15 protein-coding genes and 1 pseudogene are annotated in these 17,400 nt (G+C 29.6%); 13 read left to right on the plus strand and 3 right to left on the minus strand.

The window, feature by feature from the left end; genetic code table 11:
• Positions 1-9: 9 nt before the first annotated feature.
• The 3 genes from SO785_RS00310 to SO785_RS00320 are packed head-to-tail and all read left to right on the plus strand — an operon-like array spanning position 10 to position 3,853.
• Entirely contained in the window at positions 10-1,305 is a 1,296-nt protein-coding gene (locus tag SO785_RS00310; RefSeq protein WP_011254557.1) for an O-antigen polymerase, read from the plus strand.
• On the plus strand, positions 1,302-2,414 hold the full coding sequence (glf, locus tag SO785_RS00315; RefSeq protein ID WP_021721589.1) for a UDP-galactopyranose mutase: 1,113 nt from the start codon (positions 1,302-1,304) through the stop codon (positions 2,412-2,414). The genes SO785_RS00310 and glf overlap by 4 nt, the downstream gene beginning before the upstream one ends.
• A gap of 5 nt (positions 2,415-2,419) precedes the next feature.
• The gene (locus SO785_RS00320; RefSeq protein WP_003549892.1) at positions 2,420-3,853 is read left to right on the plus strand and encodes a flippase; all 1,434 of its coding nucleotides are present in this window, start codon (positions 2,420-2,422) and stop codon (positions 3,851-3,853) included.
• A 255-nt stretch (positions 3,854-4,108) separates the two neighbouring features.
• Here SO785_RS00320 and SO785_RS00325 read toward each other — a convergent pair whose 3' ends face one another.
• Positions 4,109-5,335: an IS110 family RNA-guided transposase gene (locus SO785_RS00325; RefSeq protein WP_003549893.1), complete on the minus strand. Its 1,227-nt coding sequence runs from the start codon at positions 5,333-5,335 to the stop codon at positions 4,109-4,111.
• Between the two features lie 269 nt (positions 5,336-5,604).
• Between SO785_RS00325 and SO785_RS00330 the strand changes: the two are divergent.
• Positions 5,605-6,667: pseudogene (locus SO785_RS00330) on the plus strand (IS3 family transposase).
• A gap of 74 nt (positions 6,668-6,741) precedes the next feature.
• Here the strand turns inward: SO785_RS00330 and wecB are convergent.
• Entirely contained in the window at positions 6,742-7,884 is a 1,143-nt protein-coding gene (wecB, locus tag SO785_RS00335; RefSeq protein WP_011254552.1) for a non-hydrolyzing UDP-N-acetylglucosamine 2-epimerase, read from the minus strand.
• A gap of 154 nt (positions 7,885-8,038) precedes the next feature.
• Here wecB and galU point away from each other — a divergent pair, with 154 nt between their 5' ends.
• The 3 genes from galU to SO785_RS00350 all read left to right on the plus strand — a co-directional run bounded on the left by galU (position 8,039) and on the right by SO785_RS00350 (position 11,211).
• Entirely contained in the window at positions 8,039-8,923 is an 885-nt protein-coding gene (gene galU / locus SO785_RS00340) for a UTP--glucose-1-phosphate uridylyltransferase GalU (RefSeq protein ID WP_011254551.1), read from the plus strand.
• 116 nt (positions 8,924-9,039) lie between these two features.
• Complete coding sequence (locus SO785_RS00345) at positions 9,040-9,822, plus strand: hypothetical protein (RefSeq protein WP_011254550.1); 783 nt, start codon at positions 9,040-9,042, stop codon at positions 9,820-9,822.
• 267 nt (positions 9,823-10,089) lie between these two features.
• On the plus strand, positions 10,090-11,211 hold the full coding sequence (locus SO785_RS00350; protein WP_003549899.1) for a mutant sensor protein: 1,122 nt from the start codon (positions 10,090-10,092) through the stop codon (positions 11,209-11,211).
• A 335-nt stretch (positions 11,212-11,546) separates the two neighbouring features.
• On the opposite strand, the gene SO785_RS00355 is transcribed toward SO785_RS00350, so the two are convergent.
• Entirely contained in the window at positions 11,547-11,723 is a 177-nt protein-coding gene (locus SO785_RS00355) for a hypothetical protein (RefSeq protein WP_003549903.1), read from the minus strand.
• Between the two features lie 265 nt (positions 11,724-11,988).
• On the opposite strand from SO785_RS00355, the gene SO785_RS00360 reads away from it, so the two are divergent.
• The 6 genes from SO785_RS00360 (at position 11,989) to SO785_RS00385 (ending at position 17,376) form a co-directional block, all read left to right on the plus strand.
• Positions 11,989-13,185: a HEPN domain-containing protein gene (locus tag SO785_RS00360; protein ID WP_003549905.1), complete on the plus strand. Its 1,197-nt coding sequence runs from the start codon at positions 11,989-11,991 to the stop codon at positions 13,183-13,185.
• Between the two features lie 1,495 nt (positions 13,186-14,680).
• Positions 14,681-14,863: a hypothetical protein gene (locus SO785_RS00365; RefSeq protein ID WP_003549908.1), complete on the plus strand. Its 183-nt coding sequence runs from the start codon at positions 14,681-14,683 to the stop codon at positions 14,861-14,863.
• Positions 14,856-15,446, plus strand: coding sequence for a hypothetical protein (locus SO785_RS00370; RefSeq protein WP_003549909.1), 591 nt, complete (start codon positions 14,856-14,858; stop codon positions 15,444-15,446). Before SO785_RS00365 ends, SO785_RS00370 begins: the two co-directional genes overlap by 8 nt.
• On the plus strand, positions 15,433-15,693 hold the full coding sequence (locus SO785_RS00375) for an ABC-three component system middle component 6 (RefSeq protein WP_003549910.1): 261 nt from the start codon (positions 15,433-15,435) through the stop codon (positions 15,691-15,693). The genes SO785_RS00370 and SO785_RS00375 overlap by 14 nt, the downstream gene beginning before the upstream one ends.
• Complete coding sequence (locus tag SO785_RS00380; RefSeq protein WP_021873974.1) at positions 15,659-16,465, plus strand: hypothetical protein; 807 nt, start codon at positions 15,659-15,661, stop codon at positions 16,463-16,465. The genes SO785_RS00375 and SO785_RS00380 overlap by 35 nt, the downstream gene beginning before the upstream one ends.
• Positions 16,462-17,376, plus strand: coding sequence for a DUF2326 domain-containing protein (locus SO785_RS00385; protein ID WP_021873973.1), 915 nt, complete (start codon positions 16,462-16,464; stop codon positions 17,374-17,376). Before SO785_RS00380 ends, SO785_RS00385 begins: the two co-directional genes overlap by 4 nt.
• Positions 17,377-17,400 lie beyond the last annotated feature (24 nt).

Consider the following 17,400-nt stretch of genomic DNA (forward strand, 5'->3'; position numbering starts at 1 on the left):
TTAATATTTATGATTTTATTAGTCATTACTCTCTTAGGGTTATCTATAACATCTTATTATTTAAATAATAGAAATTTAGTTTCTCCAGCATTTCTTTTAAGCACAACTTTTTTTATTTGTTCTTTGGTTGCTTTAATTAATCAAAATAAATGGCAACTTATTTTAAATAGAAAAACATACTTAGTTATTTGTGGTGCCATATTAGAATTTATTATAGTGACATATTTAGTTAATAAACTGTTGTCTGTAGTTAAATTTCAATATAAAAATAGTAAAAAATCAAAATTAAATGCGCCTTATATTAGCACGAGAAAATCATACATATTGTTTGCTATACAGTTATTATTAATTATTTATGTAATTAGGAATCTAAAAGAAGTTACTAAAATAAATAATATTTTTCAAGCTGCTTCGGCATTAAACCAATCTAGTTTGCCCAATTATATAGGGCAGCCTATTGCATTATCGAAAATTGCTAATATTTTCTTGGCATTCATATTAGCAAGTGGTTTATATACAGGTTATGTTTTTTTTCTATATATTATTGTAAAGAAAAACTTTAGATTTGACTTATTTATTAATATGTTTATTAGTATATTAGCTCCATTTGTTACTGGATCGCGTGGCAATTCTATTTATATGATCATTTCTTGGGTTATATATTGTTACTTGATATTGTGGAAAAACAATAAATTGAATTTTAAAATGCAGTTTAAATTTGTTATGAGAATAACCCTAGTTTTGATTATATTACTTTTGTTATTGCCCCTAACAGCCGTTTTATTTGGTAGAAGAATGGATAATTGGGATGAATATCTTAGTATTTATATAGGTGCACAAATAAAGAATTTAAATGAATTCATCTTAAATAATAATTTTCCATTGCAAACAAGTATATTTGGACAGCAAACATTTTTTACAATAATTCCTTTGGTTTCAAAATTAATTGGACTAAATATTCCTAGTTATAAGTTGGATTTACCATATCAAGCAATCGGAAGTTTATCTTTAGGAAATGTGTATACGACATTTTACCCTTGGTTATATGATTTTGGTTATAAAGGTGTTTTTCTTTTAACATTAATCATGGCAATAGTCGTAGAATTTATATATCATTTAGCATTACATAGTAAATTGCAATTCGGATTAAGTATACTGTTATATGGATATTTAGGAAGCTTTGTAGCATTATTGTTTTTCTCTAATAAGTTTTATGAAGGACTAAATTCTACTTTGATTTTAATAATAATGTCATGGATACTACTAATTTACATTTTTAAGCAAAAGAAAGGGAAAATAAAGTGAAGACATATTTAGTTGTAGGTTCTGGTCTTTTTGCAGCTGTGTTTGCTCACGAGGCTGCAAAACGTGGAAATAAAGTTAAGGTAATTGAAAAAAGAGACCATATTGCAGGCAACATCTATACTAAAGAAATAGATGGCATTCAAGTTCATAAATATGGTGCTCATATTTTCCATACTTCTAATAAGAAGGTTTGGGATTATGTTCATCAATTTGCGGATTTTAATCGCTATACTAATAGTCCTGTTGCCAATTATAAGGGACATATGTATAACTTACCTTTCAATATGAATACCTTTAGTGAAATGTGGGGTGTTAGAACACCACAAGAAGCTATGGCTAAGATCAATGAGCAACGTCAAGAAATGGCTGGAAAAGAACCGCAAAATTTAGAAGAGCAGGCTATTTCTTTAATTGGTAGAGATATCTATGAAAAGTTAATCAAAGGATATACTGAAAAACAATGGGGCAGAAAAGCTACAGAGCTTCCAGCTTTTATCATTAAACGTCTTCCAGTTCGATTAGTTTATGATAATAATTACTTTAATGATGATTATCAAGGAATTCCAATTGGCGGTTATACTAAGATGGTTGAAAATATGTTGGGTGATCCTGATATCACAGTTAAATTAAATACTGATTTTTTTGATAATAAAGATGATTACTTAAAGAACTTTGACAAGATTATTTATACTGGTATGATTGATAAATTCTTTGATTATAAATTAGGTGAACTAGAATACCGTTCACTTCGTTTTGAAACTGAAGAAAAAGATGTAAATAATTACCAAGGAAATGCAGTGATCAATTATACTGAAGCAGAAATTCCATATACTCGTGTAATTGAACACAAGCATTTTGAATTTGGAAAAGGTGACAATGATAAAACAATCATCACTCGAGAATACCCAGCTGATTGGAAACGTGGTGATGAACCTTATTATCCAATAAATAATAAGCGTAATAATGACTTATATGCTAAGTATGCAGAATTAGCTAAAAAGCAGGATAAAGTTATTTTTGGTGGACGTCTTGGTCAATATAAGTATTACAATATGGATCAAGTTATTGCAGCAGCGCTTGATACCGTTAATAGTGAATTTGGTGATTAAGTTTTATGAAGGTTGTAAGAAATTACCTTTATAATGTTGGATATCAAGTACTAGCAATTATTGTACCTTTAATTACATCAGCTTATGTTAGTCGGGTACTTAGACCTGAAGGTGTTGGTGCAAATGCATTTACTAATTCAATAATTCAATATTTTATACTTTTTGCAAGTATGGGCATAGGCTATTATGGTAATCGTCAGATTGCTTATGTACGTGAAGATTCACATAAGATGGCGCAAACATTTTGGGAAATTCAAATAGTAAAAACAATGATGACACTTTTGTCTATTATTGCATTTGAAATTTTCATGATGTTCTATACAAGACAACCTGAATATATGATCGCTCAATCCATTAATTTAGTGGCAGTTGCATTTGATATATCTTGGTTTTACGAAGGAATAGAAGACTTTAAGGTTACAGTCTTAAAAAATTCTTTTGTTAAATTAATATCTATGGCAGCAATTTTCCTATTAATTAAGGGACCATATGATGTGACTTTATATATTGTTGTTTTAGCGGTTTCAACATTATTAGGAAATTTGACTTTATGGCCTAATATTAAAAAAGATCTTCCTAAAATTAACATAAATATTTTAAATCCATGGCGACATTTTTTGCCTATGGCAGAATTATTTATTCCACAAATTGCTACACAAGTATATGTTCAATTAAATAAAACTATGCTTGGTGGTATGGTAAGTGAAACTTCCGCGGGATACTATCAATACTCTGATAATCTGGTTAAACTGATTTTAGCTCTAGTAACTGCAACAGGTACTGTCATGCTTCCTCATGTTGCTAATGCCGTGTCAAAAGGAAATATGCGAGAAGTCAATCAAATGTTATATAAATCATTTGATTTTGTTTCGGCTGTGTCATATCCAATGATGTTTGGCTTAGCTGCAATTTCTTTAACATTAGCACCAAAATATTATGGCCCAGGGTATGATCCTGTTGGCCCAGCTATGATGATAGAATCTATTGTTATATTGATGATTGCCTGGAGCAATGTACTTGGAGTTCAATATTTGTTACCTATTAATCATCAACGTGATTTTACAGTTTCAGTAACAGTAGGTGCGGTTGTTAATGTTATTTTAAATATACCGTTAATTCATAATTGGGGTTTAGATGGTGCAATGTGGTCTACTGTTATTTCTGAAATTTCAGTTACTTTGTATCAACTATGGGCTGTTAAAGGATTACTAAATTATAGACAACTTTTTTTAAATTCTTGGAAATATTTATTGTCAGGGATAATTATGTTTGTTCTTGTATTTTGGATGAATCAGCATTTCCAAGATAGTTGGCTAATGATGGGATTAGAAATTATTATTGGTGTAATAATATATGGTGTAATGATTATATTTTTTAAGGCACCTATTATTGATCAGGCAAAGAAAATAGTTAATGATAAATTGAAAAATGTAAAATAATAGTTGCTAATTTTAGTTTGTTTGGCTAAATAAAGTATAAAAAAACTCGAAATGTAGTGACCCTAGAAATTCGGATATGAATTTCGGGGGTTTTTTCTACGTAAAGTCAAGCACAATAGGGTGTTTGACTTTGTTTTTTTATTGTATTTTTGATATATAGAAATTATGGGCGAATTATTTTTAAAAGATGGTATGACAAATAAACCTGCAAATATATTATTTTTACAAGCTTCGTTTTATAATGTACTTGATCAATTAATTACGACTAAAGTCTTTTTGGTTATGTGTGGCTACGTTGTAATCATATAGTTGATCCTTGATAATCAGAGCATAGATCGTTCTGATTAATTTATGTATTGAAGCAATAGCTATCTTCTTGAATCCTTTGGTTTGAGATGATAGCTTTTTGCTTTCATAATAGTCTGCTATATGACAAGGGTTGGTCTTTGATGCATTATCAATTTGACCAATAGCGCGATAAAGCAGCTTACGTGCCACTGCATTGCCATGCTTAGAAATGCTCAAGTTAGAATCCATTTCGCCTGATTGATATCTGCCTGGGTCAATCCCAATAAAAGCGTTGATTTTATTGGGATTACTAAATCTGCGTAAATCTCCTAATTCTGCCAAGACTCTAACTGCGGTAGTTTGAGCAAAACCGGGAATGCTTTCCAAGTTTTCTAAATCATGATTAGGCAAGGATTTGGCTAACTTGACCATTCGCTCAATTAGCTGTTCTCTTTGATCACTCAAATTGAGGAGACTTTGAGCATAGTATTGCACCTGTTCGGCTTCTACACTGTTACATGAAACAACAGGATAAGCTTTATTGGCTAACTCGATTAGTTTATCTGTAGTTTTTTGAGCATGCTTAAAGCCAATGCCTTTTAACTGCATCAACCAATTAATAATTTGCGTTTTATCATTTTTTCTCACTAAATCACAGTGAGGATAATGGAGTACTATTTGCCAGTAATTCTTGCCTTTGGCAGAGCAAAATAAAGTTTCAATCTCAGGAAAGGTTGACTGTAAGGCTTGATGAAGTCTATTTTTAGCCGTTACTAAATCGCTTGTTAACTGATCATAGAAACGACTCAGTGAATTAAGTTGCTTATAGGTTTGAGATTGAATTTGATTAACAGGATGATGATGCAGCTTTTGAATTAATGCTAAATGATAAGCATCAGTTTTATCAGTCTTGTTGTATCTTAACCCAAGATCCATTTTCTTTTTAGCTTTAAGCGGATTAAGAATTATATAATCATAGTCATAGTCTTCAAGAAAAGTCTGCAGTCTGCGTGAGTAGACTCCTGTAGCTTCGAAGATTATTTGTGGATGCTTAGAAAAAGCAGACAGTTCTTTGAGCAGCTGAACAAAACCAGGACGATCATTGGTAATTGTCAGTTCATTTTTGCTTTCACCAATAAGCTCGCAAACAGTAGAAGTAGACTTGCTTACATCAATTCCAAAAGTAACTTGCATAAGATAAACCTCCTTAAAGCCAAGTAGTAAAACGTATTTACTTAAGAAATCAGATCTAATTTTCTAAACTCGACATCTCTTGTGTCCACATTCTTCGAAGAGACTATTGAAAACCTAAGTAAAACTGCCAGTTTACTATGTGACATCAAGTGTCTAAAGCCCTCATGGCATATTGTTTTACTACTATCTCAATTCTACAAAAGAATAAAAATAGTGAATCAATTATCCCGTCGAATAACTAATTCACTATTTAGCTTAGAATGTTTACTATGTCCAAATTAACCAAACAAGATAAAATTTATATTTTTGAAGAATGGACTTTAGAAAATAGAGGCGGAACTTATTTAGGTAAAAAATATGGAATACGCAGGGAAAATGTAAACTATTTGATAAAACTGATTAAGATTCATGGTTTTTCTATTCTTGATAAACCTTATACCAACTACTCTAAGGAATACAAAGAACGTGCAATTAAAAGAGTTCTTTTCGAAAATGAAACAGTGAATGCAGTAGCTCTTGATTTAGGCTTAACCAGTAGAAGCATATTAAGCAATTGGAGTCATTCCTATAAAGAAAATGGGTATAATGTCGTTATCAAGAAGAAAGGACGACTAACCCATGAGCAAGAAAAGGTTGACCGAACTAGAGCGGCTCAAGAAAGAAAACACAGAGCTGCGTCGCCAGAATTTAAAGCTTACTGTCGAAAACGCATATATAAAAAAATTGGATGCCTTGGTTCAAAAGAGAAAAAGCCAACCAAAACGGAAATAGCGTATGCAATAACTGAATTAAGGCATGAATTGGGGCTCGGAGTAAAGAAGATCATCGAAATCATTAATTCCAACAAAGATTTACCGCATATCTCTCGTAGTAACTACTATGATGTTTATACTCGTGAAGATAAAGACCGGGTACACTACGAAGATATCATGACACGCATAAGAGAAATCTATGATGAAATTAAGAATCGTTATGTTGCCCCAGGTTATCGTCGAATCTCACATAAATAGTCATGCATTAAACGGCCTAGTTTTTCATACAGATCGAGGTTGGCAATATCAACATCAAGCTTATCAGCACGAATTAGCTGTTCGTGGGATCAAACAAAGTATGTCTAGGAAAGGATGCTCTCCAGACGATGGTCTAATGGAAGGCTTCTTTTGCATCTTGAAACGAGAAATGTTCTACGGTCAGGAAAGTAAATATGCTTCACTTGATGAACTAGAACAAGCCATTAGAAAATACATTAACTATTACAATACAGAAAGAACTAAGGACAAACTAAAAGAACTTACTCCGATAGAATATCGAAATAAGTTCTTAGTCGCATAATATCAATGAAGTGACCGAAAAATGTGGGCCACTACAAATTCGTATTTAAATTTCGAGTTTTTTTATACTAATGTTTATTTAAAATCATTCGGTTTGATTGCGGTATCTCTATTGAAGTAGTAATAAATTGCATTCATGATTCGATCGCTGGCATGACCATCTCCATATGGATTCTTGGCATTAGCCATCTTGTCATATGCTTCTTTATTTTCAAGCAGTTCAAGCATACTTTCTCTTACCTTATCTACTTCGGTGCCCACTAATTTCAAGGTGCCAGCCTTAACGCCTTCTGGACGTTCAGTAGTATCTCTAAGCACAAGTACTGGTTTACCAAGACTTGGTGCTTCTTCTTGAACGCCACCAGAATCAGTCATAATGAAGTAGCTCCGCTTAGCTAAATTATGAAAATCAACCACATCAAGCGGTTCAATCAAGTGGATTCGCGGATCACCTCCGAGTACTTCATTTGCTACTTGTTGTACTTTTGGTGATAAATGGACCGGATAAATAATTTCTACATCATCATGGCTATCGATTACTTGACGCATGACTTTAAATACGCGACGCATAGGTTCGCCCTGATTTTCTCGTCTATGCATTGTCACCAAGATAACCTTATTGCCTGGTTTAATTTCATCTAAAACATCGTGATGATAATCTTTTTGAACAGTTTCATGAAGCGCATCGATAGCTGTATTACCTGTAACAAAAATATTATCTGCTGGATGGTTTTCTTTTAATAAGTTAGCCTTGGACACTTCAGTTGGAGCAAAATATAAGTCTGCCAAGTCATCAGTCATTTGACGATTCATCTCTTCAGGGAACGGTGAATATTTATTCCAAGTACGAAGACCGGCTTCTACGTGCCCCAGAGTTGTTTGTTCATAAAAGGTGGCAAGTCCTGCCGCAAAACTAGTTGTAGTATCGCCATGAACTAAAACAATATCAGGCTTTTCTTTTTTAATTACTTTAGCCAAATCAATCATAACTTTAGAAGTAATTTCTTCCAAAGTCTGGTTCTTATGCATGATGTTAAAGTCATAGTCTGGCTTAATTTTAAAAATATCGAGTACCTGATCAAGCATCTCACGGTGCTGCGCTGAAACAACCGTAACTTCTTCAAAACGTTCATCTTGCTTTAATTTTAAAACAAGTGGTGCCATCTTGATTGCTTCTGGTCGGGTACCAAAAACAGTCATTACTTTAATCTTGTTCATATAATTTCCTCCGTAGAATTTAACTCTAATACATTATATAAAGTAAATGAATCAAATAACAAGAGGATCGAGCTGTTAATATATACCGTTTTGTTTCTTAAGAATTTATACATTTTGGTATAATTAATATAGATATGTGTATGGAGGTCTAACTATGAAAGTAAGAAAAGCCATCATTCCAGCTGCAGGTTTGGGGACCCGTTTTCTACCAGCTACTAAAGCTATGCCTAAGGAAATGTTACCAATTGTCGATAAGCCAACAATTCAATTTATTGTTGAAGAAGCTAAAGCTGCAGGAATTGAAGATATTTTAATTGTTACTGGTAAGAATAAGCGAGCAATTGAAAATCACTTTGATTCTAACCCAGAACTTGAACAAGACTTGGAAGCCACTGGTAAGGTTAAGTTATTGAAATTAACTCAAGATATTACTAACTTGGGAATTAATTTATACTACACTCGACAACCACATCCAGCTGGCTTAGGTGATGCAATTTATCGTGCACGTAGCTTTGTGGGAGAAGAACCATTCGTTGTTATGCTTGGTGATGACTTAATGAAGGACAAAATTACATTAACTAAGCAATTGATGAATGATTACGATAAGATTCATGCATCAACAATTGCTGTTATGCAGGTTCCGCATAAGGAAGTTTCCAAGTACGGTGTGATTGATCCTGAAGGCAAGGTGGATAAAGATCTTTACAATGTAAAGAAATTTGTTGAAAAGCCTGCCGTTGACAAGGCACCAAGTGATTTTGCAATTATTGGACGTTACTTACTCACACCGGAAATTTTTGAAATTCTTGAGAATCAAAAGCCAGGTCGCGGTGGTGAAATTCAATTAACTGATGCCATCGATACTTTGAACCAGACTCAACGAGTATTTGCACATGTCTTTAGAGGTCAACGTTTTGATGTAGGTAACAAGGAAGGCTACCTTGAAACCTCAATTCAATATGGTTTAAGACACCCTGAAACTCGCGATGCTTTGAAGAAATATATTATCGACTTAGGCAAGAAGCTTGAAAAGGAATAATTAGCTGCGTTGCATTACTTGAAGTAGTGTATATTTTTTTGAATAACCTTTTTGTTAAAACTGACTCCAGCCTTTGATGGGCTGGAGTTTTTGTGTAATGGATTTGGATGAAAATAATGACTAAATATAGATATATTTTAGCAACGTCAATAATGATTTTTGTAACTTTTTGGATACTAGTAAATATAGGATTAGACATTATCTTAGATAACAATCGATTTTCTATTATATTATGGTGTGATTTCCCTATTGTTATTTTTATTTTAATAATGGGGATAAAGTTAATAGTATCTTATTCATATAGAATTACATATCAGTCTATTAGTTATAATTCTGCTCGATTTATATTTGTAATTATGTTAGTAATATTTATAGTTCAACTATTTCTTTTAATTTGTTATAAAAGTTTTCACTTACAAAATTTTATTAAATCAATTGTTTCTTCAGAATCTTTTTCGACTATAAATGTTTTGCTTTCTATTTTAATGACATTAATTGGAATAAGATTAATTCAATTACCATTAAAGGATAATGTAAAATTAACAATAAAAAATCATCTACCTGAGACTTATAATGGAAAACCATATGTTTATAGAAATGATTTCTTAAATTTATCATTGAAAAATGAATCTGCTGCAAATAAAAAGTTAGTGTTTCAAGGATGGGCTGAATGGACTGATTTAGATTGTTTAATTAGTCAAGATAGTGGCTGCCAGAAATCTATTAATAAAGTAAAGTCGTCAGGGACTGAAGTCTTAATAAAACCTCATAATTTTGCTGAATTAAGTAATCTAAGGTTGGATTATAAAAATATAAGGAATAGCAAAATATTACTAGTATTTACAGATGAAGAGGGAAATATATATACTTATAAAATATGTATATTTGATAAAGGGTAAAAATTATATATTTTTGAAATTGTTTGATTTTTAAGCTGATAAAGTTTAAGATTTGGTAAAATTGTGATAAACTAAGCTATAGCTTACTTTTGAATTTATCTAAATTAAAAATAAAATAGGCGGTAAGTGTCTGGGAAAAACTTTTTTTAGTTCAGATACTTACCGTTTTTATATAGTATAAAATCAAAAATGTACTTTTCTAGTGACAAAAGTGATTTTAATTTATTGATTTAGATAATATTGGAAAGAAAAGAGCCGTTCATTAATATGAAAAATAATTTTAGTAAGTTAAAAGGTATATTTCGTTCGTCCCCATTATATAAAAATCATCATGGTGATAAGGGGGAATTTAAATTTCAATTTGAAGCTCAAAAATTTAAAAGGTTTACTATTAGTTATTTTTTGATATATCCACTAATTTTATTATTTTTGTTATGGTTAATAATGAATAATAAAAGTGTTGTGCAACTTATACAAGGACAAACTATAAATTATCTTAAAAGTAGTAAGAATATTTCTTTGTTAAAATATAGTAGTTTAATAGAATCAGTATTTAGTACTTCTATCATAACTGGTATTACTGTAAGTTTTTTATGGATCGAATTTACGAATAAAATAGATAAAGAAGCTGTAAAATTTATAGTTACATTTATTATAATTATTTTGTTTATTTTTATGTATGGAAAAAGTTCAATTGCCTATTTTATGAATAGTCTATTCCATTCATTTAAATACGATATAAATGATTTGAGATCATATCTTATTACGATAAGTATGATATATAATCCAAAGTCTTTAATTTTATTTTCTACTATTAAATTTAATATTATTAAAACTTTATATTTTTTTATGACATTTCTGAACACTGATAAGATGAAACTAGTCGCATGCATGACACTTTTAACTGTAATATTTCAAGTTATTACTGTAATAATATCTTGGTTAATAACAAAACGCGATGAATTATTATGGAACAAAAGAACAGTAAAGGAATATTTTATTGTTCTTTTGTTATCAGTAGTAATTATTGGAACGGCAGCTGTAAATTTATATATTGTTGGATTTATATTAGTTATACTGTCGTTTGGTATATCTGCTTTATCTGATTTTAATAGGATTTTATTGAACAATAGTTTTATTTCTTTTATATCATTTGTGGTGATAACATCATATTCTAATGAGAATGCTGTAATGATATTAGATGTATTTATCAGTGTAATTGTAGCATTGTATATTTGCGAGTGGATAGTAGCCGATATTGGTTACCTAAAAACGATGTCTAATGATGAAACTTCAGCAGTAAAAAATGCTTTTGATAGTATATTAGGTACAGGACTATTAGGCAGCATAATTTGGTTAATCTTTATTCTTATAAAGAGATTAATTTAAATATTGTATTTTTATTTGTTACACCAAGATAAATAAATTTCATAATTGATCTTTTTATCTTTGGAAATTTAGAAGCACGTTTAATTTTCCCATTAGAGAGCACATCATAAGTTGTTAGTTTTTTTGATTTGGAGTCAATACTAGTCGTCTGTATTTGAGTTAACGTATGTAAGTTATTAGTTTTTGTTTTAAAACAAGCTATATATACAACAATAATTGTTAATATAGCGACTACTATGACATATGATTTTTTAATTTTATTCATAGTTAAAAGTTAAATTTCTACTTTGATATCATTTAAGACTCGTGCATGTTGTACCTACATAGTGAGACTTTTAATGAGGATGTTTTTTTAAATCTTTTATTAAAGCATATATTGCAACACAAAGCCAAAAGATGGATATTTTCATTGCTACGGAATCGTTAAGTATCTTTCCCCAAATGAAAAGAGCAATCTCAAAAATTATTAACCAAAACGTTTGCATCTTGATAATCTTTTTCAGCCATTCCATAGTAAATGCGTCCTTTTACATAATTTCGGGTTTTACTTTGAATCTTACGACATATTCAAATTGTATCATCATCGATAAAAATCCTTTTGCTAGTTTTATGGCTATTTATCAGATGTTTAATACTGTTTACGGATCAAAGAGAAATAGAAATTTAGATTAAGATTGACGACAGAATATTGAAATTTCTAAGTAATCTAAGTGCTAAAATGACAATTAGGTCATATAAGAAACATATAGTATAAGCAATTTAAGGAAATGAAATAATATGTTGTTAGACGACATTACTATTAATAGTGATTTAATTTGTTTGGGTGATTTTTCAGCAGATGCGGCTATGAATAAGAGTGTAAAAGGAGTGTTAGTTTATCGGCATGGTAAATCATATATAAAGCTTTTTGATTATATTCCAAATAAAATGCAAAATGCACCAATATATGGCAAATTGTATGATTCTGACAAAAAATATATTTTTGCTAAATTTGAAGGGGCATACTCTGATGATTCCCTAAGGGGATCAAAATATACTTTAATTTCAACTAGAATGACAACATCTGATTCTGATTTTAATGAAAAAATAGATATAAGTTATATAAAGGTAAGTAGTCCTGAAATAAGTAGATTGAGTGAAGACATAATAAGTAAGGAAGCTTCACCTGTAATAAGTGATTCTATAGTTGAAGATGAAAATATACAGTCATGTCTTAGTCCCGAAACTTTGTCTGATACGAGAAATCAGTTAGAAATAGTAGAGAAAAAAAGAGTAGTATTTATAACTAAATTTAGAAAGTTTTTTGATAAAGAAAAATTTAATAGCGTTTATATTGATTTTATGAATTTAGTTTCCTTATTCTATGGAAATTCTGCAACAGTTGATTATATTGTTTATGGTGATTCTAAAGGAAATATCCAAAGAAAATATCTGGATTTAAATTTAGCCAAGAGTTTTGAAAGACAATCACATTTGCAGTTAAGTTGGGAAAAGTTTATTCATGATTTAGGAAGAATATTTAAGAAAGTTTCGGTACCACGCATGCATAAATTGATAGAAAGCTTTTGCTTAAGTATCAATGGAACATTAGAACCGCAAATTGAAATACTAAATTATACCAACGCAATTGAGACTTATTTTAAGGGACAAAAATATGGTAATGGAAAAGAGATCAAGAGTTTAAATCAAAAATTATTGCGAATTATTAAAAGCGTAAATAAAGATAATATGTTTTTCCGAGATGAGACGGAAGAACATGATTTCTGTACTAGTATACGGGATACACGTGATTATTTGGTTCATGGTGATAAGTCAAATAGTAAATATCTTTTGAAAGATGACAAACTAGCATATTACGATGATAATCTTAAAAGAATAATATATTACTTCATCTTAGATAAGATTGGTATTGCAACAGAAGTTAATATACAATCGTATATCGCTCAATTGAATTACCATCGTTTAAATTATTAAACCATAACGTTTATGAATGCTGGGCTTTGAGGGTGAGAGGCAAGACATTAATGGAAAAGTTATAGAGCTGAATTATTTAATACAGAATAATTGTTTTAATCAATATAAAGGTGAGGTAATTTTATTCAATTTAATAAAGGCATTGAGTCTTGAAAATACAGCGTTAAAAGTTTCAGCTAATAATTACTTTAACTTCTATGAACAGTTTGTAGATCAGCTACAGGTATTTTCCAATAAAAAGTTGATAGAATTATGCAATTATCTAAAGATGCAGAATAGAGAAGCATATAAGTGGACAATGCAGAAAGTTATATTAGCTAATTGGGGTAAGTTTTTTTATCTATTTTAATTTCTGTACTTTCAGTCCCATTCATAATACGATTATGTTCAAGTATAAAAAGAAATATGGTGCTAAATGTCATGATATCCATATTAAACAATTTCATATTGTTCTACGTCTCACTCTTTTTGATATTTTACTTAATGAAAATAGTAATATGTTCAGTTTTTATTTCTTGTTTCCGCAATTCAATGTGCCTTAGATTTACAAAAAGTAGATCATTATATTGAGTGGTTGATGTTATTACAGTGTAGAAAAATAAACTATCAGATCTTATGTGTAAATATATTTTTTAGTTTATCTTTTATTAAAGTAAGACTCTAAAGTGTCTTGAAAGCCTTTATGGATTCGATAAAAATATCAGTCATTATATCTTAATGCCTATGTTATACTCCGCGGTCAGCAGCTTACTTCAGATAATGAAACGATATATGATCATGTGATTACTAATTACCCCAATGCCACTCAGGTCGTCATTAAGATAATGGAATATCTGGATAAGACGCATCATATTAAAATCACAAATAAAGAATGACCTACTTAATTATTCACATTTAGCGTAATTTGACTCACGATAAATAGATTTGATGTGGGTGTTGATTGTGTGGCGAATGTGAAGCAGCGTGAATATATGTCTTGTGTCTACATGTGCTAGGGATGTACTTGAAGACAACCTTCTTGTAGCCTTTTGGCTATGGGGAGGTTATTTTTGGTGGACGAGAGTAACATTAATATTTTATAAACGTTGGATTGCGTTTTGTTTATTCTAACGTTATTTAGTTTTTCTGTTGAAAGGTACTCGGTTTTAGAGCGATGCTCTTTTAATTGTGATTATGATTTATAAGTTTCTTGATATTTTATATAAGTTTTCAATATCAAAGGTAAATTTAAAGTGGACATAATAAGAAACGTCTAACTTTTACGGCTTACTTCAATTTTTTATAACCATATTTCTATATACTAACAGGAAAAATTTTTGTATCATATGAAGAAGTAAGACAGGGAATAAAAGCTCACTAATAGACTATATTACTCTATGACAGAAGATATTATGATAAAAGCATAGAGATGACCAAATTTGAAATTTTATATAGATAAATATGGTAAGAATGATTGAATTGTAATTGTTAATTGCGTACTAATGGTGGAGAAAATATGATGAAAAAAATTTTGAGTTTTATTAAATCAATTTTTGAAAATAAGAGTTTTACAAGTAAAAAAGTCAAAGGGAATTCAGTAAAAATAAATCAAAATAAAGTAAACGTAAAAGGTAATATAGTCCAAAACATTAATGTCGGTGGAGTTACTGAAAAAGAAGATCATACAAACGATGAATGATATTAAAATAAATCAAAACCATATTAATGTAGGCGGCGATTTAACGCAGAATATTAATATTGGTAAAATGGGTACTCAATTACTGGAACAAACTCAGATATATGATTGTTTGAAATTATTTTTAGATGATAATATATCCAAAGATAATACGGATACCTCTGTACTACCAGCTAAATTGGACTGTAAATTAGTTTTTAATCATGCTGTTAAGTTTATAAATATTTTTAAAAATCATTATTTAGATATCATGACATTAGGTAATGTGATTGAAAATGAGTTTAGTGAAAATAGTAATCTTATTATTTCGGATTTACGAGATCAGTTTTTCGATATAGTACCGGAAAAGAGCTATAATTCAAAAACCGGTGAAATTGTAAGTATTGATAATGGTTATAAGATTCTTAAAAAACTACACGAAAATATTTGTATGAGAATATGTAATGATCCAAGATTTGATTCAAAAGATTTAACTATCGAGATTGTACGTAAGTTTGTGTATGCTTTTCTAGGGTACGGGGTTGAAAATTGCCAAATTTTATTAAACCCAAACAAGGTAAGTGGTGATAGTAATGATATTAGTTAATAACATGACGTCTCCAGAAAATACAGTTTATTTTATAGCAGCGGTTTTAAATAGTATTTTGAATGAATGCAATAAATTAGATTATTCAGAATTGTATATGGCTTTATTGAAGAAAATCCACAAAACTAAGTTTAATACGGATACTTTTACTTTAGCTGTAGATTTTTTATTCTTACTCGGTAGAATAAGTATTAATAAAGAAGGAAAAATATATGTATCTAAAAATTCTACGTTTGGTTCAGAATAAGAATGAAATAATTAAAGAAGTAAACTTTCATTTAGGCATTAATTTTGTTGTTGATGAAGAAAAATCAGATTTGCATAATCGTGCTGGTAAAACAACTTTTTTGAAATTGATCGATATTGCTTTAGGAGCAAAAGATAAGGCGTATTTATATATAGATGCTCAGACTAATAATAAAAATGGAGAGTTAGAAAACTTAATCAATAATAATAAAATTTATGTAGAATTAGTTTTAACTCCAGATTTAAAAAAAGAAAATAGCAATAATGATATAACATTAAGAGTAGATCTGTATAAAAGGGGATATAGGTATATAAACGGTGAAAGAATAAGCTTAACAGAATATAATAAAAAATTAAATGAAATACTATTTGATAATTCAGAGAATAAACCTACTTTTAGAGAATTGATTCCATATTTTGTTAGAGTATCTGCTAAAAAGGATAATTATGATTTCTTAAAAAATTTACATCCGGCTACTAAATTTACTACATACAGAGCAATTTATAATTATCTTTTTAATATATCAGATACTGATAGCTTACTTACTTTAGAAAAAACTAAAACACAACTTGATCAGTATGAAAAGGCGGAGAAGAATTACAGAAGTTTAGGAAATAATGATCAGCAGGTTGATATTCTGACTCAAAAAATTAATACAAATAAATCGCGTAAAAGAGTATTAGAAAATAGGATATCAGATTTAGTTAAAGGTACAGATTTCTTAAATAATCGTAAAAAAATAACTGATGCTAGAAAAAATATATTGATATGAAATCAAGGTTAGATGATTTAAATTATAGAATGCAGGTAATATCGGATGATATTCAAGATACTGAATCAAAAAAAATAAATTTTAATCAAAATTTGACGCAGGAACTTTTTAATGAGGTTCAAAGTATGTTACCTGAGATTCATAAAACATACGAAGATCTAGTTTCATTTAATGCTGCTTTAAAGAACAACAAACTAAAGTATTTGAAAAAGCTAAGAACTGATTTAGAAGAAAACATAAATAAACAACAGGAAGAAATTCAACATTTTTTATACGAAAATAAAGACATAATAAGTTTAGTAAAAAATGATGATATTTCTAAATATGATGAATTAACACAAGAACTTATGGAAATCAGTCAAAATATCACTAAGCAAAAAGAAATCTTAAGAACTCTTGAAGATTTTTCAAAGAAGGAAAAAGAATTAAATGAAAAAATATCAGAATTGAATGAAAGTGTTAAAAATAATAGTGAGGATTTTCAGACCAATTTTGATAAATTTAACGCATATTTTACTAAATTAGTATTAAGTATAAATCAGGGAGCACCAATTTTGGCCTACCATAAAAATATTAAAGAATTTCCTGTTTCTATTGAGGATTTAAATGAAGGTACCAGCTCTGGAACATTAAAATCACTGATATTATGTTATGACATAGCATATCAAGAATTTGCTAAAGAGATTCATAAGACTGTACCTAATTTTATAGTTCATGATATTCTTGAATCCGTTTCTGGTGATGTTCTAGCAGATTTGATAGACAAAATAAATTCTTTAAATATTCAAGTGGTTGTAGCTATTTTAAAGGAAAAACTTAATTCCTCAAAAATTAGTCAAGAAGATCAAGATCAGTTTACTATTTTAAAGCTATCAAAAGGGAATAGAGTGTTTGACTCTGCATTAAAATAAACTTCGCGAAATATAGCACTAATC

Origin of the sequence: Lactobacillus acidophilus (assembly GCF_034298135.1) — a bacterium.
Taxonomy (GTDB): domain Bacteria; phylum Bacillota; class Bacilli; order Lactobacillales; family Lactobacillaceae; genus Lactobacillus; species Lactobacillus acidophilus.

Excerpts from the sequence above, each read along its gene's own strand:
- SO785_RS00310 (WP_011254557.1), top strand. The coding sequence starts at position 10 with ATGATTTTATTAGTCATTACTCTCTTAGGGTTATCTATAACATCTTAT.
- SO785_RS00320 (WP_003549892.1), top strand. The coding sequence starts at position 2,420 with ATGAAGGTTGTAAGAAATTACCTTTATAATGTTGGATATCAAGTACTA.
- SO785_RS00325 (WP_003549893.1), bottom strand. The coding sequence starts at position 5,335 with ATGCAAGTTACTTTTGGAATTGATGTAAGCAAGTCTACTTCTACTGTT.
- wecB (WP_011254552.1), bottom strand. The coding sequence starts at position 7,884 with ATGAACAAGATTAAAGTAATGACTGTTTTTGGTACCCGACCAGAAGCA.
- galU (WP_011254551.1), top strand. The coding sequence starts at position 8,039 with ATGAAAGTAAGAAAAGCCATCATTCCAGCTGCAGGTTTGGGGACCCGT.
- SO785_RS00345 (WP_011254550.1), top strand. The coding sequence starts at position 9,040 with ATGACTAAATATAGATATATTTTAGCAACGTCAATAATGATTTTTGTA.
- SO785_RS00350 (WP_003549899.1), top strand. The coding sequence starts at position 10,090 with ATGAAAAATAATTTTAGTAAGTTAAAAGGTATATTTCGTTCGTCCCCA.
- SO785_RS00355 (WP_003549903.1), bottom strand. The coding sequence starts at position 11,723 with ATGGAATGGCTGAAAAAGATTATCAAGATGCAAACGTTTTGGTTAATA.
- SO785_RS00360 (WP_003549905.1), top strand. The coding sequence starts at position 11,989 with ATGTTGTTAGACGACATTACTATTAATAGTGATTTAATTTGTTTGGGT.
- SO785_RS00365 (WP_003549908.1), top strand. The coding sequence starts at position 14,681 with ATGATGAAAAAAATTTTGAGTTTTATTAAATCAATTTTTGAAAATAAG.
- SO785_RS00370 (WP_003549909.1), top strand. The coding sequence starts at position 14,856 with ATGAATGATATTAAAATAAATCAAAACCATATTAATGTAGGCGGCGAT.
- SO785_RS00375 (WP_003549910.1), top strand. The coding sequence starts at position 15,433 with ATGATATTAGTTAATAACATGACGTCTCCAGAAAATACAGTTTATTTT.
- SO785_RS00380 (WP_021873974.1), top strand. The coding sequence starts at position 15,659 with ATGTATCTAAAAATTCTACGTTTGGTTCAGAATAAGAATGAAATAATT.
- SO785_RS00385 (WP_021873973.1), top strand. The coding sequence starts at position 16,462 with ATGAAATCAAGGTTAGATGATTTAAATTATAGAATGCAGGTAATATCG.